This window comes from Labrenzia sp. CP4 (assembly GCF_001579905.1).
Taxonomy (GTDB): domain Bacteria; phylum Pseudomonadota; class Alphaproteobacteria; order Rhizobiales; family Stappiaceae; genus Roseibium; species Roseibium algicola.
This window is the reverse complement of record NZ_CP011927.1, coordinates 4,817,181-4,840,051: the sequence shown is the minus strand read 5'-3', so window position 1 is coordinate 4,840,051 and position 22,871 is coordinate 4,817,181. Positions and strand designations below refer to the sequence as shown.

The window sequence follows — 22,871 nt, the reverse complement described above, 5'->3', positions numbered from 1 at the left end:
GAAACAACAATGATCGCAAGTGGCTTCAACGCAAAATGCCCCGCCCAAGAATATTTTCAAAACAGACGGGCGATCCGGTGGACGAGCCGTGCGAGTTGAAGTTGTGTGTGCGCTCCGGTCTTTTCGTATATCCGTCGCAGGTGTGTTTTTGCTGTGTTCTGCGTGATGCCGAGATCCTGGATCGTGGTGTTCAGTGCGCCGGTCATGGTCAGATGCCAGGCCAGGCGTGCTTCGGAATGTGAAAGCTCGTAATGGTCCTGAAGGCAAATCTCGACCTCATCCGGAGGGTCCTTTGATGTTGTCGTGCGGATCAAAAACAAAGGTTGTGCGCAGGCGTCCGGCGTCAGGCTTGGACAGGAAACGGTCTCCAGCGACACCCGGCAGACAAGCCCGCTCTCGGGTGCGGGACAAAAAAGGACGCTTGTCGGGTCTGCGATGCCACCTTCTTCGAATGTCGCCAGTTGTTCCTGGAGGGCAATCTCAAGGCGTCTGCTGTTGATCGCCAGGTGTCGCTGCCGACGGACGGCGATATCCAGTTCGTTCAACCTTTCCAACCCCTCTGACGTCTCAGCAAGTATCACCCTGTTAGCGTCGACAAGAACCGCAGCGCTGTCCTGTTCCAAGAGCATCAATTCCCGGAGCTGGTTTTCGAGCCGTTGTTTTTCCAGTTGGAAATGCAGATCGAGTGCGGGCAGCAGCGCGCTGACAAGGGTGTGAAAGGTTGCACTGGCCCGGTCCGCGTCAATCCTTTCGGTGCTGTATCCTCTGAAAAGGCAGCCAAACAGGACGAAAGAGTGTGCAGTGCGCCTGACTGGGGTAACCAGCCCGGGAGCATTTTCCAGCCAGTTGCCTGCCATATTCGCATCTGGGTGCGAAGTTTCCTGCGATCCGGTGGCGGGGTCGGATGCCGTCTGTCGATGGTTCGCCAAGGATGTCTTTGAATAGGGGTAAAGCGGGGAGGCTTCGGTGAGCAGGAACTGAAATGCGGTGTTGCCGTTCACCGTTTCAATGCGGCTCAAAAGGGTCGCGAGCTCTCTGGCCTGCTCTTCACCGCCCAGGGACCTTAACGGCGTCCCGTCTCCATCGTATTCAGCAAGAAAGGTTCTGCAGTTCAGTTTGCCGTCGATGAAGTTCAGTACCGGGGGCCAACCTTCAGGTTGTAGCGGGCGCTTGAGCATCTGCATAAGTAGTTCTATGTGGTCGCGTTGGCTGAGTGCCGGCATGCTCTGCTGCGTCTATTAATGATTACATTGTCAGGGTTCTATTTGACAATATATTTATCAAATTATCGAATAAATGGCAATAAATACACCAACGATAACCTAGCGTACGAATGACAGAATGATCGTCGAACAGTATGAAATTTATTGTGTCAGGATCAGGGCGGAACTTGAACTTACTTTAAAATGAACAAAGTGAATGTCGGCTTGTACAGCTAAATTGGACGTAGTTGACGCCGTCGTCTGGATAAAGGTGGTCGACACTTCAACGAGGTGACGCGCTCGTAAAGTCTGCGTTGCTCCGGATGGTGGTGGGGCAGCCGCAAGCCGGTCAAAACGATGAGGGATGACGTAAGCTAAAAGCGTCTGCCGGTTGAACAGGCCACGTATAAGGGGGCTGATCGCGATTTGACGGTATGCGTCTGGTCGGACTGGAAAATGACCTTGTCGGATTATTGCGGGTCGAGTGCTTCGGTGCCGCTGGCTTCGCCATTTTGACCCAGTTGGATCTTCTCGACCTTGGCTTCCGCCGATTTCAGGAGTGTGTCGCAATGTTTGCGCAGCGCATCACCGCGCTCGTACATGTCGATGCTTCGCTCCAGCGGCACGTTCCCTTGCTCGAGTTCCCGCACAATGGTTTCCAACTGCTTCAGCGCTTCTTCAAAGGAAAGGCTGGCAATATCGTTGGCAGCATCGGTCATCGGTCGGATCCCGTTTGTCTGGATGGCATCTGGTCTTGAGGGAAACTTGCGGTCTGAGGGCCGAAGGTCAAGGTTTCATTTGGGCCTTCAGACGGTCATCCCCGTGCTTTTCGGTCTTGCTGCGCCGAAGCGGGATCGCTTAACCCGTCATCAACGTCATGACATGGGCTGCGACCGATCGCGCCAGGCCCTCGAGATCGTATCCGCCTTCAAGGACGGAGATCAGGTGACCGTTGCTGTGGGCATCGGCAACGTCCATCAGCGCCCGCGTTGCCCAGGCAAAGTCGGCTTCGACCAGATTAAGGCCCCCAAGCGGGTCGCGCATGTGCGCATCGAAACCTGCGGAAACGATGACCAACTCCGGTGCGAAGTGATTGAGGCGAGGCAGCAACAGGACTTCGAACGCTTCCTTGAAGCCGGTTCCATCCTCCCCCGGGGCCAGAGGTGCATTCACGATCGTGTTGGCTTCTCCGGTCTCCGAGGCGGCCCCCGAGCCCGGATAGAGCGGCATCTGGTGGGTGGAGCAATACATTACCGTGGGATCGTCCCAGAAAATGTCCTGCGTGCCGTTGCCGTGGTGAACGTCGAAATCGACGATGGCCACCCGCTCCAGTCCGAACTTTGCCTGCGCATAACGCGCGGCGACCGCTGCATTGTTGAAAAAGCAGAAGCCCATGGCGCGGTCTTTTTCCGCGTGGTGGCCCGGCGGGCGTGAGGCGGAAAAGGCGTTGTTGACCTTTTTCGTCAAGACCTCGTCGACAGCACGACATGCACCGCCAACGCCGCGAAGCGCTGCTTCCCAGGTGCCGGGCGACATGGTGGTGTCCGCATCAACCCGGGCTGTTCCTTCCGCCGGCGCCAGCCGGTGGATCTGGTCGACGTAGCTCATCGGGTGGGCGCGGGCGATGTCCTCAACGGTTCCCATGGGGGCAAGATCGCGTTCCACGGACTGGAATTTTTCGTGCTCCAGGATCCTGTCGATCGCCCGGATCCGGTCCGGTCGCTCCGGGTGCCCCACAGGTGTCAGGTGGTCGAGATAGGACGAATGATGCAGAAGCAAGGTAGACAAGGGGGCGTTTCCGGAAGGTGGATTGTTATCTTTTGTCGGCTCTGTATCAGAACGGTTGCCGGACAGGCTGTCAATTCCCGCATTGGAATAACGACTGCGGCAAAATTGGTGAGCCGCGGAAAGGAAAGCCGGGAGTTCGGGCGGGGCATTGAGCAAGTCAGATCGGACCCAACTCGAACCCCGATACCGGTTCCACCTCGGCTTGTCTCGCATCGAGGGAGGCGCATTGAGCGCGTTTGAGGCAAGTGACCTACATGAGGCAGCAGACTGGGCCAGTGTCGCACGCTTCCTGGTGTACCGGCTTCCGCTTCGGCTGGTCGGACTTGGGTCATGGAAAGGGAAGGTCAAAAAAAGGGGCCGGCTCTTTGCCGGCCCTTACCGAGGTGCGAGCACCGCAATGCCCGAGGGGAGGTCCGCTGCATCTCAAATCTGATTCTTAAACTACGTGATTCCAGTAAGGGAATGCGAGCTTTTTACCGTAATCCATTTGGGGCATGGTGTTGATAAGTTTGCAGTAGAGGGTCGTATCTCGATAGATATTGTATGATTTGCTTAACCAAAATCGAGTTGCGACGGCGACGGTTGCTTGTCCGTTAAAGCGGAAACTTGCGTCTCTTTTCGGTTAACTTAAGGCGATCCGGATTCAGCTTGAATTTTAGCGCCTGCTTCCGAGTTGCTGTTTTTTAAGGCCTTTTGTTTTGGTACCGAAGAATGCGCCAAAACATTGCCGGATGAATTTAGCCGGCTCATTCCATCGCAAGTGTTGATCGGGGTCAGTCGCGCGGTGCTGCCGCACGGCGCAGCCGATCGTTGATCGCTTCGCCCAATCCAAAGCTGGGGATAAACTGCACCTTGATGACGCGGACACCCTTGGCGTCCAGAAATCGCATGGCGCGAAACAGATTTGCGGCAGCTTCAGCAAGGTCACCGGCCGGGCTCAGGTTGAATTCAGCCTGTGCACGATCTGCCCCTGGCAAACGATCAGCCCCGAAGGAGAGCAGTCCGTCTGCGGCGTTCACCTCGCTGGCGTTCAGTATCATCGCAGCGTCGGGGGCATAGTGAGACGTCAACATGCCGGGGGCTGCAGGAGCGTCCGGCCGCATGTCGGGGCTGGCGCCTTGCAGCGATTGGCCAAGTACGCGTTCGATGTCCTCGCGAGCAAGGCCGCCTGGCCGCAACAGGCGCGGTGTGCCGTCAACCAGGCCGACAATGGTGGATTCGATGCCGACGGCACAAGCGCCCGCATCAATGACGAAGCTGAGCGAAGGGCCGAGATCGGCAACAACGTCTTCTGCCCGCGTCGGACTGATCTTGCCTGAGCGGTTTGCGCTTGGCGCCGCGAGAGGCCTGCCGGTCTTTTCTGCCAGAAATCGCATCACCGGACCGACCGGAACCCGAAGCGCAACAGTCTGAAGTCCAGCAGTGGCCAGATCGGAAATCGGGGAGGCTGGGCGTTTGGGCACGACCAGCGTCAAGGGGCCGGGCCAGAAGGCTTCAGCCAGTGCAAGTGCGCGTTCGTCGAAAACACCATGTTCCAGTGCTGCATCCAGCGTCTGGATGTGGGAGATGAGCGGATTGAACTGGGGCCTGCCCTTGGCGGCAAAAATCTTCGCACAGGCCGTGCCGTTGGTGGCATCGGCGGCAAGGCCGTAAACGGTTTCGGTTGGCACCGCCACAAGGTCACCCGCCATAAGCGCAGCGCACACCGCATCTGCTTCAGGCGCTTTCTTCCAGTCAGGTGCCACGATGTCGAGCGTCCAAGTCCGCATGTGCCTCACTCGCTTGCGTACCCGGCAGCCGAGAGCTGCCCGGATGTGCGAAGATTTCGGTTCCGACAGTGACGGTACAATGAGTTCCGGAAGGGCTCGAGCCGACCGGACGTGTCATTTCCGCAATTGACCAAAAAGACGATGACCTGCCGCTGCGATACGGGTTGACGTTAACGTCAACGGGTCTATTGTCCTTTCAAACCGCTGTCGATAGCGCCTTTTGCGGAGTAGCCTTGCCGCCGTCAAGCTCGGAACAGCGAAAACCGCCACCCGGCGGCAAGAATCGAAAGCCAATTGGTTTTGGGAGGACCTGAATGTATCGCGCACCCGTCGATGAGATTGCCTTCACTCTGAAACATGTCTGCGGTCTGCCCGACCTGCAAAAGAGTGCCCGTCATGCCGAACTCGGCGACGATCTTGTCGATGCCATCCTGACCGAGGCGGGCCGGTTTGCCGCCGAGGAAATCGCGCCTCTCAATGCAGTTGCCGACAAGCACGGCACACCGCTTGCCGATGGCAAGGTGTCCACTCCTCCGGGCTGGCGCGAAGCGTATCATGCATGGATCGAGGGCGGCTGGAACAGCCTGACCGCCAATCCGGAGTCCGGCGGCCAGGGCCTGCCGGTCATGATGTCGGCGGCGGCTCTGGAAATGTGGAACTCCGGCTCAATGGCATTCGCCATTGGACCGACCCTGACCATCGGCGCTATCGAGGCGATGGAAAAACACGCTTCGGAAGAGCTCAAGGAAAAATACCTGGAGAAGCTGGTTTCCGGCGAGTGGATGGGCACCATGAATCTGACCGAACCGCAGGCCGGTTCGGATCTGAACGCGCTCAAGGCAAAGGCCGAGCGTCGGGACGACGGCACCTACCGCATCTTCGGCCAGAAGATTTTCATTACCTACGGCGACCACGATCTTACCGACAACATCGTTCACATGGTGCTGGCGCGCCTGCCGGATGCGCCCGCAGGCACCAAGGGTATTTCGCTGTTCCTTGTGCCGAAGTTCCTGGTCAACGACGACGGTTCCTTGGGCGAGCGAAACGACGTGAAAGTGGCCGGTGTCGAACACAAGATGGGCATTCACGGTTCGCCCACCTGCACCATGGTCTATGGCGACGAGGGCGGTGCCATCGGCTGGCTGGTCGGTGAGGAAAATCGCGGTCTGGCCTGCATGTTCACAATGATGAACAACGCTCGCCTTGCGGTCGGTATTCAGGGGCTTGGTGTGGCCGAGCGCGCCTATCAGCATGCGCTTGCCTACGCGCTGGAGCGCAAGCAGGGCAGGGCTCCCGGCGAGACCGGCGAAGGCATGAGCCCGATTGCCCGCCACCCGGATATCAAGCGCATGTTGTTGGGCATGAAGGCGCGCACGCAGGTTGCCCGCGCCATCTGTTATGCCTGTGCCCACGCCATCGACATGTCGAAGATTGCCGAAGACGAAGCTGGCAAGACCTTCTGGAACGAGCGTGCAAGCCTGCTGACGCCGATCGCCAAGGCGCTGCCGACCGACTTCGGCGTCGAGGTCGCTTCGCTGGGTATTCAGATACACGGCGGCATGGGCTTCATCGAGGAAACCGGCGCCGCACAACATCTGCGCGACGCGCGCATCGCCCCGATTTATGAAGGCACCAACGGTATCCAGTCCATCGACCTGGTCATGCGCAAGCTGCCGCTGTCCGGCGGTGAACACATCAAGGGCTTCATCGCGGAACTGCAGACCGTGGCCGACGAGGTTGCTGCCTCCAACCGCCCTGAATTCGGTGCCACCGCGGATCGGCTCTCGGCCAGTATCCGGGATCTTGAGGACGCAACGAGCTTCATGCTGAGCGCGCAGGCGGAAGGCAGGGTCGGCGATGCCCTGGCCGGGGCGACGCCCTATCTGCGGCTGGCCGGGCTGACCCTGGGCGGCGCCTTGCTTGCCAAGGGGGCGCTTGCCTCGACAGGTGAACCGGCACAGCGGCTGTCAGAACGTACGCTGCTTGCCCGCAGTTTCTGTGAAACCACAATGGGGGAAACCGCCGGTTTGAAGTCGGATATTCTTCTGTCCGCCGAAGCCATTCAGGCGTTCGACGCCGAAGCCCTGGCGTCCTGAACCGCCTGATCGGAGTAGATGATGATCCGCAAGTCCCTTGAAGACGGTGTCCAGACCCTGCGTCTGGACCGGCCGGAAAAGAAGAATGCCCTGACCGGGCAGATGTACAGTGATCTCGCCGAAGCTCTGGAAACAGGCAACACGGATGCGGGTATTCGCTGTCATCTGATCTGCGGCCTGCCGGAAGTTTTTACCGCCGGCAACGATATTGGCGACTTCCTGCAATACGCTGGCAAGACTGGGCTTGGTGAAACACCGGTCGTCCGGTTCCTGAGGGCTCTGGTTCGCAACGAAAAGCCTTTGGTTGCCTCGATAGACGGTATCGCCATCGGTGTCGGCACGACCTTGTTGTTGCATTGCGACATGGTGTTTGCCAGCCCGCGCGCCCTCATCCGTTCCCCTTTCGTCGATCTTGGGCTTGTTCCGGAGGCGGGGTCCAGCCTGCTCGGACCACAGATCATGGGGCCGGCCCGGGCCTTTGAGCTGCTCTGCCTCGGCAACGCCTTTTCGGCCGAAAAGGCGGCACAGGCCGGACTGGTAAACGAGGTTGTCGAAGGTGACGTCGACGCGGCAGCACTTGCCTGCGCGAAGGAAATCGCCGCAAAGCCGCCCGAAGCAATGGCGCTTTCCAGAAAGCTTCTGCGCGGCGACACAGCTCAGCTGTCCGAGCGCGTAGAGGAAGAAATCAGGATCTTCGCCAGCCGGCTGAGTGCGCCGGAAACGATAGCTGCCTTCCAGGCTTTCATGACGAAAAAGAAGGCCTGAGCCACGTTTGCTCGGATGAGAAAATTTCAGACCGCAAGGTTGTCGCCGGAGAGCGGCTTACGGAGGAACCACCATGTCCCTGAAGGGCAAGACACTTTTCATCACTGGCGCGTCGCGCGGGATCGGCAAGGCAATTGCGCTGCGGGCTGCGCGTGACGGAGCCAACGTTGCCGTTGCCGCCAAAACCGCCGAGCCACATCCAAAACTGGAAGGAACGATCTATTCCGCTGCCGAAGAGATCGAGGCGGCAGGCGGCAAGGCACTGCCGGTGCTGCTCGACGTGCGCGACGACGAAGCGGTCAAGGAAGCAATGGACAAGACCGCGGCACATTTCGGCGGGCTCGACATTCTGGTCAACAACGCCAGTGCCATTCAACTGACCCCGCTGCAGCAGACCGACATGAAGCGGTTCGATCTGATGCACCAGATCAACACCCGTGGAACGCTTGCCTGTTCCAAACATGCCATCGAACATCTGAAACAGTCCGACAACCCGCATATCCTGATGCTGTCGCCCCCGCTGGACATGCAGGAGAAATGGTTCGCGCCCTTCACGCCCTATTCGATCGCCAAATACGGAATGAGCCTGGTGGTGCTGGGGCTGGCAGGCGAGCTGCGCTCCAAGGGGATTGCGGTCAACGCGCTATGGCCACGCACGACCATCGCGACGGCGGCGATCAAGAACATCATCGGTGGTGACAAGATGATGCAGCAGAGCCGGACGCCGGACATTCTGGCCGATGCAGCCTATGAGATCTTCACCACACCGTCGAAGGAATTTACCGGACAGTTCGTCATTGACGATACGTTCCTGGCCAGTCGCGGTGTCACCGATTTCGACAAGTATCGGGTGGACCCGAGCCTCGCACTGGCACCTGATTTCTTCGTACCTGACGAGAGCAAGGCGCCGTGCGACCTGGGGCCGGTCAAGAAGTAGAACCTGGTCTTCCAGACTGTTCAGAAGGTTTGGGGGCCGCCGGATGTCGATCCGGCGGCCTTGTCATTTAACCGCGCATGGTCTTCAGGGCGGTTGCCCACTTGGTCAGCTCGCCCAGAAGCTGCGTGGCGCCTTCACTCATCTTGTCATTCGGCGTGAAGACGCTTTCGTCGTTGATGAATTCCGGGAAGAAGGGAACCGGAACCACCTGCGGCAGAGCCATCACGTTGACGTTGCCAAGCAGCTCGCGCAGCGTCTGCGACGCGCGCAGGCCACCGGAAATCCCGCCGTAGCTGATGATGCCGGCCGGTTTGTAGTTCCATTCGCGGTAAAGCACCTGAACGGCATTCACCAAGGATGCCGGCGTGAAATAGTCGTATTCCGGGGTCAGGAACAGGAACGCGTCTGCGTCGGCGACAATGCTGCTCCAGCGCTTGGTGTGGTCGTGGGTGTATTGCTGGGCGGCTGGATGCGCCGGCTCGTCCAGAAGCGGCAGGTTGATGTCGGCGAGATCGATGCTTTCCACCTCGAAGCCGCCATGCGCTTCGGCGGCACTGGCTGCCCATTTCGCGATCGTCGGCCCGACGCGGCCAGGCCGGGTCGACCCGGAGATGATCTTCAGTTTCAGCGACATGATGAATTCCTTAAGAAACAAAAGCTTGGGAGGAGTATCCAGACGATACCTCGGTATACGTTGGATACTGGTATGAAATGATGTAAGACTGAGCCGACCGCAAGACGGCACTTTTTGGAAACCGAGGTATCCTTGATGAAACCGCTGGCGAAACCCGTCGAAGAGCTGCCGCGCGAACAGCTGCCGCACCACGAGGATCCGCGCTGCGTGCCGGTACGAAGACTGCTGCAAACTGTCGGCAGCAAATGGTGCAGCCTGGTGGTTGCCCATCTTGAATATGAGCCGCGCCGGTTTTCCGATCTCAAGCGGTCGATTGGCGGCGTGACCCAGAAATCGCTGACAGCGACCTTGCGGGAACTTGAAAAGGACGGCCTGGTCAACCGCGTCGTGACCCCCAGCATTCCCCCGCGTGTCGACTATTCGCTGACGCCGCTCGGCAGGACGCTTCTGGTGCCGCTGAAAGCGCTCACCAACTGGGCGATCGAGAACGAAGCGGCTGTCTCCTCGGCTCGAGAACGGTTCGAGAGGGAGAACGGTCCGGACTGACCTCCGGGGTTGCAATCCGTTGTGTCCTCATGCAATTTGGCGTTGCCGACGAGGGCGGCTGCCGGATCCGCGGAAAGCGAAAGCACCCTGACTTCTGACGACATATGCCGGTTTTTCACCTGCGCCCGACACCAGCGGATCGCCCGGGCTTTCGACACAGGAGAAAAGCCATGTCCGCAGGACCTGCAACTTCCCTCGACGACTTCAAGAAATCCGCACGCCGTCTCAGAAAAGCCTTTCTGAAAGGCGAGGCGGGAGCCACTGACCGTGTATCCGCCCACATAGACCCGGCAAAGCCCCTTCGCCACGCGGATTTTCTTCATGTGATTGCCCGTGAAGCCGGTCATGACAGCTGGCCGAAGCTGAAATTCACCCTCGAAGCAGCATCCCTGAGCAGGGAAGAGCGGGCAGAGCGTTTGAAACAGGCGCTCTATTTCGGCCAGCATTGGGTTACGGAAAAACTGCTTGCCGATGACCCGACGCTGAAGGACGACAATTTCGGTCTTCAGGTTGCCTTGTACGACCTCGACGCCGTTCGCGGGGTGGTGGCAGCGGACGCTGCAGCCGCCACGCGCCTGGTCGGTGTGCGCTCGCCGATCCTGCATCTGGCATTTTCGAAGGAAATACATCGGCGTCCGGAACGGGCGGCAGACATGATCGCCATTGCCGAACTGCTGGTCGCCAACGGAGCGGACGTGAATGACGGTCACCCGGAAAGGCCGGGTGACAAACACATGCTGTCCGCACTCTACGGCGCGTTGTGTCACGCGGATAATTTCGAACTCGGCCGTTGGTTGCTGGACCAGGGAGCCAGTCCCAACGACAACGAAAGCCTCTACCACGCCACTGAGCTTGAGCATCCGCGTTCGCTCGAACTGCTTCTGAAGCATGGCGCGCAGCCGGATGGGACCAATGCCTTGCCGCGCGCACTCGACTTTGACGATGAAATCAAGGTCCGTCTGCTTCTGGAAGCCGGAGCCGATCCGAACATCACCGTACCGGACCATCCGAGCGGCCAGCCCATGAACACGATTCCCTCCCTGCATCAGGCAGCCCGGCGCGGTGGCTCGGTAAAGATTGTCGAGCTGTTGCTTGCCCATGACGCCGACCCGGACGCGGTTTGGGACGGACATACCGGATACGCCATGGCGTTGATTTACGGCAATCTGCCGGTCGCCAAATACCTGGCGGAGAAAGGTCATTCGCACAAGCTGGACCGGAACGAACAGGTTCTGGCCGCCTGCGCCGAGGGAAAGGCAAATCCTGGTAGTCTCGATACTGCGCGTCTGAGCAAGGAAGACAAAAGCCTGCTGACGCGGCTCGCCTTCATTCCAGGCAAGCTGGAACACATGAAGGCGCTGATTGCGGCCGGGTTGGACCCGAATGAGCCCGACGACATGGGGCTGCCACCATTGCAGGTGGCAGGCTGGAACGGCCTTGCAGATGAAATGGCCTATTTCCTCTCGCTTGGACCAGATCTTACCCGCAAGAACCGCTTTGGCGGTGATGCTCTCGACACTGTCGTCCACGGTTCGGAATTTGCCCCGAAACGCCTTGAAGCCGATCATATTGCCTGTGCACGCCTGCTGCTTGAAGCCGGCAGCTTGCTTGATCCGCGCTACATCAGCGGATGCGGCAACGAGGAAATGGCACAGTTTCTCGAGGATTGGCTTGCCGGTTCAGCCGATGAAGCCAACTCCCCGGCAATATTCCGGTAAGTTACAGCAATCTCAGGGTGCATTGCTGGCCAGTGCCTAAATCTGCTGTTAGTACTTCCACGTATTCAAGTGATTGTACGGGAACGGAGGGACTTCATGGAAAGCGCAATCGACCAGGTGAGCGTCTATACGCCACTGATCATCAACGCAGTGAAAGCCATCATCGTTCTGGTGATCGGCTGGTTTCTGGCCGGCTTCCTGTCGAGCATCGTCAAGAGCAGGATCGTGGCTCACCCGCGCATCGACGACACGATCGGCAGCTTTGCTGCATCCATCGTTCGCTGGTTGATCCTGCTCATCACGGTTATCGCGGTTCTGCAACTCTTCGGTATTCAGGCCACCAGTCTCGTTGCCGTGCTGGGCGCCGGTACACTGGCCATCGGCCTGGCGTTGCAGGGAACATTGAGCGACATCGCCGCAGGCGTGATGCTGATCATCTTCCGGCCTTACAAGATAGGCCAATATGTTGATATCGGCGGAACGTCCGGAACGGTGAAGGATCTCAACATCTTCGTCACCGAGCTTGTGACGCCGGACAACGTTCAGATCATCATGCCGAACGGCAAGGCCTGGGGCACGGTCATCACCAATTTCTCGGCGCATTCCACCCGGCGTCTCGATCTGACTTTCGGCATCGACTATGATGACGATATCGACAAGGCGGTGCAGATCATTCTCGATGTCGCCAACGCGGACGAGCGCGTTCACAAGGATCCGGAGCCCTGGGTCCGGTTGACCAATCTGGGAGACAGTTCGGTCGATCTTGGCGTCAGGCTGTGGTGTGATGCCGGAAACTACTGGGAACTGAAGTTCCACATGCTGAAGTCGGTCAAGGAAGCGTTTGATGCCGGTGGCATCTCCATTCCCTATCCGCATTCGGTCGAAATTCAGAAAGCTGGATAATACGGCGTACCATCGCCGCAGGGGAACGTCCGCTGCGGCGATTGTATTCCAATCAGGGGCCTATGCCGTCTCGCGGGTCTTGGTCTTCGGCTTTCGAGTTTCCTCAGGCTCGCTCGTGGCGGCGGCCTCTTCAGTTGGTTCCGTCTTGCCCTGGTCCGGCGTTGATGCGTCCGCTGCAGAAGCTTCGAAGCTTTTCGAGTGTGGCTGTGTGCCTTCAGCGCCGCCCTTTTCCGGTTCCGCATCGGCAGAGCCGGCGTCGCTCTTGGCGAGTTCCTGTCCTTCTTCGTCTTCTTCGGCGTGGCTGTCTTTGTCCTTGTCCGACAGAGAGGGCTCTTCAGGCGTTGCAGTGACGGTATCCGCCGCGCTCAACTTCTCCATGAGCGAAGGGTCATTCTGCGCGTCCGCCTCATCGAAGGTGAGAATTTCGGTTTCTGTTTCTCCTGCATCAGGCTCCGCAAGAATGGTCTCCGGGGACAGCTCCTCACCGGTCTGGTTGCTGGTTCTGATCTCGGTGAAAATAGGAAAGACAGGGTCTTCCATTTCCGTTTCGCCGTCGTCCAGGTTCATCAGCTGACGCCGTTTGGTCAGCATGGCGACGTGGTTGCGCAAGTCCTCGTTTTCGGCCAGCAGCGCCTTGAAGTCCTGCGCCCTGAGGCTGAGCAACTGGCAATACCCGAGTGCGACGACATCCGCGCTGCGGCGGCCACCGGTCATCAGCGCGATTTCACCAAACACGTCACCGCGGCCAAGACGGATGTTGTGGCTGGGTGCACGCACTTCCACTGCGCCGGACGCAATGAAATAGGCAGCATCACCGCGGTCCCCCTTGCGGATCAGTTTCTCGCCCGGCGTCGCGAATTGCGGCCGCATCATCCGGCGAATGGCCTTCTGCTGCTTGCGGGTGAGGTCCGCAAACAGCGGATGCGCGCTGACGAGTTCGCGGGTCTTCAGGCCAAGATCGAGTTTAGGCCGCGTGTGACAGGCTTTTCGGGTCCGCTCGACATCCCGCAGAAGGTCGCGATGCAGTTCGGTGCCGATCAGCATCTGCTCCTTGGCTTCGTCATAGGCGGTTTCTTCCAGCCGGACGCCGGCCTTGCGCAGGAACTGTCCTTCCAGGGCGTCCGCGTAATCCGGATACTGCAGGCGCAGGGCATCGATGGCTGCAAGGGTCTCGTCCTGCCGGATCGCCAGTGTGTCCTGCAGAATGTCGGCAACACGGTCGCCGAGCAGGGGGCGTATCCGCTTGTTGTTGAAGTCGACCAGCTCGTCGGCAAGGATCCGGTAAACCAGCAGGAATTCGAACCGGTCGGCAAGACGGATTGCCAATGGCCGGGCAATCCTGAGCCGCCGCTGCAGTGTCTGGGCGAGGCGGAAGCCGAGGCCGAATTTCAACGGCTGACGCGCAGCCTGATTATAGCCGGACCGGCCGTCGCTTCGTGTCAGATCGCCGGTACGTCCGGTCAGGGCCAGGAACCGCGAAACAGACCGTCCGGAGATGGTCTTTTCATGGAAATGCTCCAGCACGAGCTGCTGTTCCCGGTCTGCCAGGGCAATCAGGCCAATGCGGACGCGGTCCCAGTCCTTCAGTTCTTCCAGCTTGTTGGTTTCCGCAGCTGCGGCTTCCGCACGGCTCTCGTAGTCTTTCAGCACATCGTCCGTGACGCGCGGTGCAATGTGATAGTTGCGGGCGGCGGTTTCCAGCTCGTGCCGGACGTCTGACAAAGCCAGGGCCAGGAACTGTGTTCGCAAGGCCTCGTCGCGGGCATTCAGCTTGTCGAGACCGAGCAGCCGGATCAGCGGCTTCAGACTGGTGCCGTAAACCAGCAGCGTGAACAGGACGAAGCCCGTCGCCAGTTTGGTAACGAAGACCGACACTTCGTCCGAGAGCATCGCATGCTCGGACACGCTGAGTGCCAGTGTCAGCGTGACCGCTCCGCGCATGCCGCCCCACAGGATCACCGTCTTGTAGCGGTCGTTGACCGCCTGTCCCATCCGAAACACGCTGAGCACCGGCAGCAATCCGAAGATGACGACCGCACGGGCGGCCAACGCGGCGACGATGACGACGAACAGCAACAGGATGTCGACAGGCGTGAAGCCTTCCACGAAACGCGGGATCAGGATGGCGGACAGGAGGAAGATGAGCGAAGCAGCCCAGAAGGAGATCTGCTCCCAGACCGCATGGAGAAATTGCCAGCTGGCCGGCTGAATGCGGGCCGGGCCGTAAAGGTTGAACACAGTGCCCGCACAGACGACGGCAACAACGGCGGAAACATCAACGAACTGGTCGCTGAGCACATAGGTGCCATAGGGCAGTGCCAGGCTCAGGGTCACCTGTGCCAGCGGAATGTCGCGCATGATCGGCAGAAGGGAAACCGCGATCCGGCCAAGCAGCGCACCCACGATGATGCCGCCGGCGAAAGAGCGGCAGAAGGCAATGGCGGCTTCGCCGACGGTCATGGTCTCGTGACCGGCCAGCATGTGCAGCAGGATGACGAAGATCACGATGGCGGCAGCATCGTTCAGCAGGCTCTCGCCTTCCACGATGCGGCCGAGCCGCGCGGGCGCACCAATGTCCCGGAAGATGGCGACAACGGCAACCGGGTCCGTCGTGGCGACAATCGAACCCAGCAGCAGGCAGGCGATCAGCGTGATGTCGGTGAGCGAAAACAGCGTTGCCAGCGGATAGAGGGCAAAGCCGATAAAGGCTGTTGCGACAAAGACGGCGACAACCGCCATCAGCAGGATCGGGGCAATGTCCTCGACGATCCGTCGAACTTCCAGGGTGAGTGCGGTTTGAAACAGAAGGATGGGCAGAAAAATGTAGAGGATCATCTCCGAATCCAGCGGGGGATTGATGAAGACGTCCGCAATAGCGTTGAAGGCATTCGTTTCGGCAGTGTAGCGCAGATAGATCGCCAAAATGCCGATCATGGTGCCGACCGTGGCCAGCAAAACGCTGGGCGCCAGCCCAAGCCGTCTGGCAAGGGGCTGCAGCAGGGAAATCGTAATCAGGAGCAGCGCGAAAGCGCCTGTAATTAATGGAGTTTCCATGTCGTTATGGTGCACCGCGATTGCGGCAATTTCAAATTGGCCATCCAAAATTATTGCCGCCACGGGCAATAGGGCACAGGATTACGCGCAAATGCGTTAACGTCCGAATGCTTTTCGGAACGGCCATGTAAGAAATCTCACCCAGTCGCCGATAAAGAGCCAGATCATCGCCGGAACCAGCATGATCAGTGCAAACGGCAGGAAGAAGACGATCTTCACGAGCTTGAGCGGCAAAGAGGGAGCATCGGCGGCAGCACGCTTGCCTAGCACGAAGCGCCAGAAGCGGTTCCACCAGCGCCAGAGATACCAGCTCATGAACAGCGTTACGACGGAAAGGACCGAGAGCAGGATCAGGTCGAAATTTGATATCCAGGGTATCCAGCGGCTTTCGACTTCTTCCGTGTGCTCGGGGTCCTCGCCATTGCGGTGAATGGTCCTGACACTTGTGCGCAAGCTTGCGTCCAGCAACCAGCCTGCGATCGTATAGTCGTCTCCGGCGGTGGCAGACACCTGAGGGGACGTCGTTACGGGGTTCGCTGCCGGGCTGAAACGGGCGGCGGTAACAAGGCGGAAGTTTCGTTCATCGGCAGCGTGGATCAGTGTCGTGCTGTTCGGAGGCGAAAGTGCCTTGAGCAACTCCGCCTGGGTCATTGCCGACTGCGCGGCCTCGAAGCGTTTTTCGAGCGCTGTTCTTGAAAACCAGCTTTTGCCGGGCTGAACCAGAGACTTGCTTTCCACAAGCATCAGGTTGACCCGCTGGCTTTCAGCCGCCTTCTGAAATGCGTCGAGGTCGATTTCCCGCACGGACTTGCCGTCACGCACGCTGAGCTGAGGCCGACCGGTTTGCGGGTGCGGGGTAATGCGGCCGGTGACAACCAGCGTCCTGTTTTTGTACTTCGCCAGGCTGGAGGCCAGAATGTCGGCATTCAGATCGGCAATCATGTCTCCGGGACCTGAAGCATTGGCTGCTTCGGAGCTGTTGAACCGCGCCATCTTGATATCCGCGCGTTTAACCGGACGGGACAGGAACCTGATGTTTCCGTCGAGCGCCCTTGCGGTTGCCGGATTGATCAGGACGTCTGGAGAAAGCGCAACCGCAAGCCGTGTGCCATTTGAAGTGCTGATCGGTTTCAGGTCGTAGGTCTTGCCATTTGGCCTCACCATCACCGGCCGTGCTTTGGGGGGGAGGCTATCCAGTTGGTCCCGAAGTTTGAAAAAATCGGTTTCCCGGAGCGCAAGTTGCAGGGCGTCGGGCACAGGAGCCTTGCCCGGGAGATCGCCCGCCAGTGGCCGGTGGGCCTGTCTGGCGGCATCATCCAGGGCATTCGGCAAGTCGTGCAGGGAGGCGAGCTGAAGGCTTTTCCCGTCAGGCGTGACAAGCTGCCAGGCGTTGCCGGGTGCCGGCATCAGGGCAAGGGATGCAGCACCAGTGACCTTGGGCAACCGCTTTGCAAGGGAGGCGCCTTCATCGAGAAGATGCTTGGGCGTGTCGATATGCTTGCCTGCGGACCCCGCCGCATCGCCTGCTTCCCGCGCAAGCCGCGACAACAGCCCGGCGTCGGCGGTCGAGACAACACACAAGGTGGCTGCCACGAGGGCAAGCACGCGGAGAGAACCTTTGAAACTGCGCAACACGCCTGAAATCCCGGTCAGATAGAAAAGATGTTTCCAAAAAACTCAAAACGGCAGCAAGGATAATGGGCCTCGACCCGGTTGCAGCTGGGGCGGCACTGTGCCGATCCGCTTAACCTGCCTTGCGCTCCGACAGCCAGATGCCGCCGATCACCAGTGCCAGAGCGGTGCCGTGGTACCATTTGAACGGTTCTCCGAGGATGGAGACCGCCAGTATGGCCGCAAAGATCGGCACGAGGTTGATAAAGACCCCCGCGCGCGCCGGCCCGATCAGTTCGACACCTCGCATGAAGAAGATCTGCGCGAGGCAGGAGGGAAACAGCGCGATATAAAGGACCACGAGCCAGCCTTGGAGTGACGGCCACTGAACGGTGCCGGCGGCGATGTCGTATGCAAGTCCGGGCAGAGATGTGATGGCCGCAATGCCGGACAGAACCGCAAAGAAGGCCAGCGGTGAGACCTGGGGTCGGTCACGCAGGGCAAGCGTATAGCCGGAATAGAGCACACAGGCGATCAGCATGACGCCATCGCCCGGATTGACGGCAAGCGCCAGCAGCACGTCCAGGCTGCCCTGGGCGGCAATCAGCGTCACCCCGGCAAGCGTCAGCAGAATGCCGATCACCTGCAGAGCTCGGATCCTGCTGCCGAAGGCAATCATGGAACCGATCAGAACAAGAATCGGGACGGACCCCTGGATAATGCCAAGGTTGACGGCCGTGGTTTCCGTCGCAGCGATGTAGAAAAGGGTGTTGAACCCGATGAACCCGAAGACGGCCATCAGCACCATGCGGAAGGAATAAGGCCGCATCAGGGGCCACTCCGCACGTATGTGCCGCCATTGCAGCGGGACCAGGATGCCGGCAACGATCACCCAACGCAGGAACACCACCACCATCGGAGACACTTCCCCCACCGCAAGGCGGCCGGCGACGGTGTTGCCGCCCCAGAACAGTGTGGTCAGGGCCAGCATCAACAGGGCGTTGCCGTAGGTCAGGTCGCCTACACGTTTAACCAGCGAAAACATGAAAACCGTTGCGTGGAAGATGGAGTGGAAACCCATCGGTAACGGATTGGCGGGCGCAGGCAAAGGGCTATCTTTTTGTATACCGACTTATACTGTTGGAGATAATGATCTGGATCTTTTCCAAAATGGAAAAAGTCATCCAATCGACCCGGCAATTGACGATTGCGTGTTAAGACCCCAAAACACGGGCTAATATCAGACATTCAAGTTCGTTTAGGGGAGCTGACAGATGACAGGCCGCGTCGATGCCCATGGATTGCAAGTTGCCAGGGTTCTTTATGACTTCGTCAATGAAAAGGCCCTTCCGGATACCGGCGTCGATCAAGACCATTTCTGGAAAAGCCTGTCCAGCCTGATCCACGATCTGGCACCGAAGAACCGGGCACTGCTGGCAAAGCGCGACAGCCTGCAGGAAAAGATCGATATCTGGCACAAGGCCAACCCCGGTACTCCGGACATGGACGGCTACAAGACCTTCCTGACGGAAATTGGTTACCTGGTGCCGGAAGGTGCGGACTTTGCCGTTGGTACCGCCAACATCGATCCGGAAATCGGCTCTGTCGCGGGCCCGCAGCTTGTCGTTCCGGTGATGAACGCGCGCTATGCGCTGAATGCCGCCAATGCCCGCTGGGGCTCTCTTTACGATGCACTTTACGGCACCGATGCGATGGGCTCTTTGCCGGCCGGCAAGGGATTTGATCCGGCACGCGGTGCCGAGGTGATCGCCTATGCACGCAAAGTCCTGGATGAGGCTGCACCGCTGGTTGATGGAAGCTGGTCCGACGTGACCGGTTTTGCCGTTGAAGGCGAAGCTCTGGTTCTTTCCACCAAGACGGGCTCCACGAGCCTTGCCGACGGTTCGCAGTTTGCCGGCTATTCCGGGGACAACGCGGCTCCCTATAAGGTCCTGCTGGTCAGAAACGGTCTGCACCTTGAAATCGACATTGATGCGCAGCATCCGATCGGCAAGACCGATGCCGCCCACATCGCCGACGTGATCCTGGAATCGGCCATGTCGACGATCATGGACTGCGAGGATTCCGTTGCCGCCGTCGACGCGGAAGACAAGGTCGTCGTCTACACCAACTGGCTTGGCCTGATGAAGGGTGACCTGGAAGAAACCTTTGTGAAAGGCGGCGAAACCGTTACCCGCCGCATGAATGGCGATCGCAATTACACCGCTCCCGACGGCTCCGCGCTGTCGCTGCACGGTCGCTCGCTGCTGCTGATCCGCAACGTCGGCCACCTGATGACCAACGATGCCGTGCTCGACAAGGACGGCAACGAGGTGCCGGAAGGTCTCCTCGACGGCATGATCACTTCCCTGATTGCGCTGCACGACATTGGCCCGAATGGCCGGGAGCTCAACAGCCGTGCGGGTTCGGTCTATATCGTCAAGCCGAAGATGCACGGACCGGAAGAAGTGGCATTCGCCTGCGAGATCTTCAACCGCGTTGAAGATGCGCTGGGCCTCGAGCGCAACACGCTCAAGATGGGCATCATGGACGAGGAACGCCGCACCACGGTGAACCTGAAGGAGTGTATCCGCCAGGCCAAGGACAGGGTGTTCTTCATCAACACCGGCTTCCTCGACCGGACCGGCGATGAAATGCACACGTCCATGGAAGCCGGCCCGATGATCCGCAAGGGCGACATGAAGGCCGCGACCTGGATTAGCGCCTACGAGAACAACAACGTCGATGTCGGACTTGCCTGCGGCCTGCCGGGCCACGCGCAGATCGGCAAAGGCATGTGGGCGATGCCGGACCTGATGCATGCCATGCTGGAGCAGAAGATCGGCCATCCGATGTCCGGAGCGAACACGGCCTGGGTTCCGTCACCGACCGCCGCAACGCTCCACGCGCTGCATTATCACAAGGTCGCCGTGAAGGATCGTCAGAACGAGCTGAAGAGCCGCGCTTCCGCGAAGCTGGAAGACATTCTCTCCATTCCTGTTGCCGAACGTCCCAACTGGGCACCGGAAGACATTCAGGCAGAACTCGACAACAACGCCCAGGGCATTCTGGGTTACGTCGTCCGCTGGGTAGAACAGGGAGTTGGCTGTTCGAAGGTGCCGGACATCAACGATGTCGGCCTGATGGAAGACCGCGCAACGCTGCGCATTTCTTCGCAGCACATCGCCAACTGGTTGCACCATGGCGTTGTCGGCCGAGAGCAGGTTCTGGAGACCATGAAACGCATGGCCGCTGTCGTTGACGGCCAGAATGAAGGTGACCCGCTCTACCGGCCGATGGCGGCGGATTTCGACGGCTCGGTCGCCTTCCAGGCAGCTTGCGAACTGGTGTTCGAAGGCACCAGCCAGCCAAATGGTTACACCGAGCCGGTGCTGCATCGCCGCAGGATCGAGTTCAAGGCGAAAACCGCAGCCTGACATTTGTCACCAGGTCTTGAAGTTTCGGCCGCCGGGAGCGATCCCGGCGGCCGAAATCGTTATGATCCCCTGTTCCCGCATGGCGTGTTGCTTCGCTTTGTGCTGCGCAATACGGGAATGGTAAACGGGTAAAAATCGAAGCAAACTGTCTTGGATCGAAAGCGTACAGTTTCCGGAAAATACTCTCGCATTTACAATCAGTTAAAACAATTTACCAACTGTTATCCATATTGCATGGGATATAGGTGTTTTTACTACTTTAGAGCAGAAAAACGCTATCTTGCATCATCTGGAGTTGATGATGCTAACCGTCCTGTCTTGCATAGCTTTCGAGCATGACCCGTTGTTTGTTGCCCTGGCGGTAATAATCCTGACGGTCGGTGCCGTTTTGACTATGCGGCTGTTCGCCCGTGTTCGGCGGACACAGGGCGATCTCAAGTATCTCTGGCTGCTGTTGTCCGGCCTGATTGCCGGCGGTACGATCTGGAGCACGCACTTCGTTGCCATGATCGCCTACAAGAGCCCGTTCATTCTGGGTTACGATCTCAAACTGACGGCCTTCTCGCTGGTTATCGCCATTGCCGGCACGACAGCAGGACTTCTCGTCAGTAGCATCTCCCAGCGCTCGGCACTTATCGAGGTCGGGGGTGTCATCTTTGGCGCCTCTATTGCGGCGATGCATTTCATCGGAATCAAGGCGCTTCAGATATCCGGCATCATGATGTTGTCGACGCCTTTCGTGGTGGTTTCCGTCGTTTTGGCCTGCGTCTTCTGCCTCATTGCCACAAGCCGTGTCGCCCGCCCGGTGACACGCTACTGCAAATACGGGGCTGTACTCAGCCTGATCCTGGCTGTGGCCAGCCTGCACTTTGTTGCGATGGCTGGTGTCGAAATTCTGCCCCTGCGGCTGGATGGCAGCGTCAAGGACCTTGTCTCCAACCAGTTGATCGGCATCTCGGTGGTCTTCACCATGAGCGTCCTGTTGCTGTCGGCGATGATCACCTATTCGATCGACAGTGCAAACTCCCAGGTTGCCGAAAGCAGGGTCAACCACATTACCCATCACGACCCGCTGACCGGTCTGCCGAACCGCCGGGCACTCGACCGCCATCTCGATAGTTTCCTGACAAGGTATGCTGCCGACAATGCTCGGGTCGTCGTGCTCAACTGCAGTCTGAGCCGGTTCAAGGAAGTCAACGAAGTTCATGGCCATGCGTGCGGAGATGCTCTGCTGCGGCACGTTGCCAAGCATCTGTCCGAGAACCTGGAGGCCGACGAATACATCGCCAGGAACGGCGGCGTCGAATTCGTGATCGTCGGCAAGCCGGTCTACTACCGGGGCTACATCCTTGACCTTTGCAAGCGCATCCAGAAGCTGGTCGCTCGGCCACTGCTATGGCAGGGCGAAGAAATCCGCGTCAGTTGCAGTGTCGGCTACGCGAACTATCCCGATCACGCATCGTCGGGTGCGCAGTTGATCGAAGCCGCGGAGCGGGCCATGCACCGTGCCAAGGCTGCCGGCGGCAATGCCGCGCTTTGTTATGACGTCGAGCTAGATCAACAGACCCGCGAGCGCAGCGCCCTTGCCATGGACCTGCGCAATGCCCTGAAGAACGGCGAGTTCGAGCTTTATTATCAGCTTCAGAACGATGTCATGACCCGGGAAGTCACCGGCACGGAAGTTCTGCTGCGCTGGAACCACCCGCAGCGCGGCATGATCCCGCCGTTCGAGTTCATCCCGATTGCGGAGGAGACCGGCCAAATCCGTGAAATCGGCGCCTGGATCATTCGTACCGCCTGCCGTGAGGCGGCTTCCTGGGACAACCGGGTCAAGATCGCGGTCAACGTGGCGCCAGTGCAGCTTGCTGACAGCAGCTTTCCGGATATCGTTGCCCACGCCTTGAAGGAAAGCGGCCTGTCACCGGAGCGTCTCGAACTGGAGATCACCGAGACCGGCATCATCGCCGACACATCGCACGCGCTTCAGATCATCCACCAGCTGAAACGTCTCGGCATTCGCATCGCCATGGACGACTTCGGCACCGGCTATTCGTCGCTTGCCACATTGCAGGCCTTTCCGTTCGACAAGATCAAGATCGACCGGGAGTTCGTCAAGGATCTCGGGGGCAACAAGCAGTCAGAAGCGATCATCAAGGCAACGATCATCCTGGGTGAAAGTCTCAATATTCCGGTGCTGGCCGAAGGTGTGGAAACGGAAGACCATCTCGGCTTTCTTGCTTCGCAAGGGTGCAACGAGGTTCAGGGCTTCCTGTTTGGCAGGCCCATGCCGGTGGCCGACGTCCGCCGTGCCTTGATGGCATCAACCGCCATCCGGGTCGAAGAACCTGTTCCGCCCGCTGAGCCCGCGCAGGACATGACCCTGATCAGCAAGGTGGCCTGAGGCAACCTTC

At 59.1% G+C, this 22,871-nt stretch carries 16 protein-coding genes; 8 read left to right on the top strand and 8 right to left on the bottom strand.

What is annotated here, in order from left to right; translation table 11 throughout:
* Nucleotides 1-56 precede the first annotated feature (56 nt).
* The 4 genes from ACP90_RS22140 to ACP90_RS22125 all read right to left on the bottom strand — a co-directional run bounded on the left by ACP90_RS22140 (nucleotide 57) and on the right by ACP90_RS22125 (nucleotide 4,759).
* A complete protein-coding gene (locus tag ACP90_RS22140; RefSeq protein WP_145915826.1) occupies nucleotides 57-1,223 on the bottom strand; it encodes a hypothetical protein in 1,167 nt (388 codons plus the stop codon).
* A gap of 449 nt (nucleotides 1,224-1,672) precedes the next feature.
* Nucleotides 1,673-1,921 (bottom strand): exodeoxyribonuclease VII small subunit, encoded by a 249-nt coding sequence (locus tag ACP90_RS22135; RefSeq protein WP_062490096.1) that lies wholly within the window; start codon nucleotides 1,919-1,921, stop codon nucleotides 1,673-1,675.
* Between the two features lie 139 nt (nucleotides 1,922-2,060).
* A complete protein-coding gene (locus ACP90_RS22130) occupies nucleotides 2,061-2,990 on the bottom strand; it encodes a histone deacetylase family protein (protein WP_201030423.1) in 930 nt (309 codons plus the stop codon).
* Between the two features lie 773 nt (nucleotides 2,991-3,763).
* On the bottom strand, nucleotides 3,764-4,759 hold the full coding sequence (locus ACP90_RS22125) for an L-threonylcarbamoyladenylate synthase (RefSeq protein WP_062490092.1): 996 nt from the start codon (nucleotides 4,757-4,759) through the stop codon (nucleotides 3,764-3,766).
* A gap of 314 nt (nucleotides 4,760-5,073) precedes the next feature.
* Here ACP90_RS22125 and ACP90_RS22120 point away from each other — a divergent pair, with 314 nt between their 5' ends.
* The 3 genes from ACP90_RS22120 to ACP90_RS22110 all read left to right on the top strand — a co-directional run bounded on the left by ACP90_RS22120 (nucleotide 5,074) and on the right by ACP90_RS22110 (nucleotide 8,557).
* Nucleotides 5,074-6,855 (top strand): acyl-CoA dehydrogenase, encoded by a 1,782-nt coding sequence (locus ACP90_RS22120; RefSeq protein ID WP_062490091.1) that lies wholly within the window; start codon nucleotides 5,074-5,076, stop codon nucleotides 6,853-6,855.
* Between the two features lie 21 nt (nucleotides 6,856-6,876).
* Nucleotides 6,877-7,620 carry a crotonase/enoyl-CoA hydratase family protein gene (locus tag ACP90_RS22115; RefSeq protein WP_201030502.1) on the top strand — a complete coding sequence of 248 codons (744 nt, stop codon included), beginning with the start codon at nucleotides 6,877-6,879 and terminating at the stop codon, nucleotides 7,618-7,620.
* A gap of 73 nt (nucleotides 7,621-7,693) precedes the next feature.
* Nucleotides 7,694-8,557: an NAD(P)-dependent oxidoreductase gene (locus tag ACP90_RS22110; RefSeq protein ID WP_062490086.1), complete on the top strand. Its 864-nt coding sequence runs from the start codon at nucleotides 7,694-7,696 to the stop codon at nucleotides 8,555-8,557.
* A gap of 67 nt (nucleotides 8,558-8,624) precedes the next feature.
* On the opposite strand, the gene ACP90_RS22105 is transcribed toward ACP90_RS22110, so the two are convergent.
* Nucleotides 8,625-9,191, bottom strand: coding sequence for an NADPH-dependent FMN reductase (locus ACP90_RS22105; RefSeq protein WP_023001853.1), 567 nt, complete (start codon nucleotides 9,189-9,191; stop codon nucleotides 8,625-8,627).
* A gap of 135 nt (nucleotides 9,192-9,326) precedes the next feature.
* Between ACP90_RS22105 and ACP90_RS22100 the strand changes: the two genes are divergently transcribed.
* The 3 genes from ACP90_RS22100 (at nucleotide 9,327) to ACP90_RS22090 (ending at nucleotide 12,358) form a co-directional block, all read left to right on the top strand.
* Nucleotides 9,327-9,737 (top strand): helix-turn-helix domain-containing protein, encoded by a 411-nt coding sequence (locus ACP90_RS22100; RefSeq protein WP_023001852.1) that lies wholly within the window; start codon nucleotides 9,327-9,329, stop codon nucleotides 9,735-9,737.
* Between the two features lie 170 nt (nucleotides 9,738-9,907).
* Complete coding sequence (locus tag ACP90_RS22095; RefSeq protein ID WP_062490084.1) at nucleotides 9,908-11,455, top strand: ankyrin repeat domain-containing protein; 1,548 nt, start codon at nucleotides 9,908-9,910, stop codon at nucleotides 11,453-11,455.
* A 96-nt stretch (nucleotides 11,456-11,551) separates the two neighbouring features.
* The gene (locus ACP90_RS22090; protein WP_062490082.1) at nucleotides 11,552-12,358 is read left to right on the top strand and encodes a mechanosensitive ion channel domain-containing protein; all 807 of its coding nucleotides are present in this window, start codon (nucleotides 11,552-11,554) and stop codon (nucleotides 12,356-12,358) included.
* A 60-nt stretch (nucleotides 12,359-12,418) separates the two neighbouring features.
* Here ACP90_RS22090 and ACP90_RS22085 read toward each other — a convergent pair whose 3' ends face one another.
* From ACP90_RS22085 to ACP90_RS22075, 3 genes are all read right to left on the bottom strand, one after another.
* Nucleotides 12,419-15,412: a cation:proton antiporter gene (locus ACP90_RS22085; protein ID WP_062490081.1), complete on the bottom strand. Its 2,994-nt coding sequence runs from the start codon at nucleotides 15,410-15,412 to the stop codon at nucleotides 12,419-12,421.
* 96 nt (nucleotides 15,413-15,508) lie between these two features.
* Nucleotides 15,509-17,047 carry a hypothetical protein gene (locus ACP90_RS22080; RefSeq protein WP_145915825.1) on the bottom strand — a complete coding sequence of 513 codons (1,539 nt, stop codon included), beginning with the start codon at nucleotides 17,045-17,047 and terminating at the stop codon, nucleotides 15,509-15,511.
* Between the two features lie 109 nt (nucleotides 17,048-17,156).
* Nucleotides 17,157-18,068 (bottom strand): DMT family transporter, encoded by a 912-nt coding sequence (locus ACP90_RS22075; RefSeq protein WP_031269674.1) that lies wholly within the window; start codon nucleotides 18,066-18,068, stop codon nucleotides 17,157-17,159.
* 229 nt (nucleotides 18,069-18,297) lie between these two features.
* On the opposite strand from ACP90_RS22075, the gene ACP90_RS22070 reads away from it, so the two are divergent.
* On the top strand, nucleotides 18,298-20,460 hold the full coding sequence (locus ACP90_RS22070; RefSeq protein WP_062490077.1) for a malate synthase G: 2,163 nt from the start codon (nucleotides 18,298-18,300) through the stop codon (nucleotides 20,458-20,460).
* Between the two features lie 298 nt (nucleotides 20,461-20,758).
* On the top strand, nucleotides 20,759-22,861 hold the full coding sequence (locus tag ACP90_RS22065) for an EAL domain-containing protein (protein WP_082809826.1): 2,103 nt from the start codon (nucleotides 20,759-20,761) through the stop codon (nucleotides 22,859-22,861).
* Nucleotides 22,862-22,871: the final 10 nt, after the last annotated feature.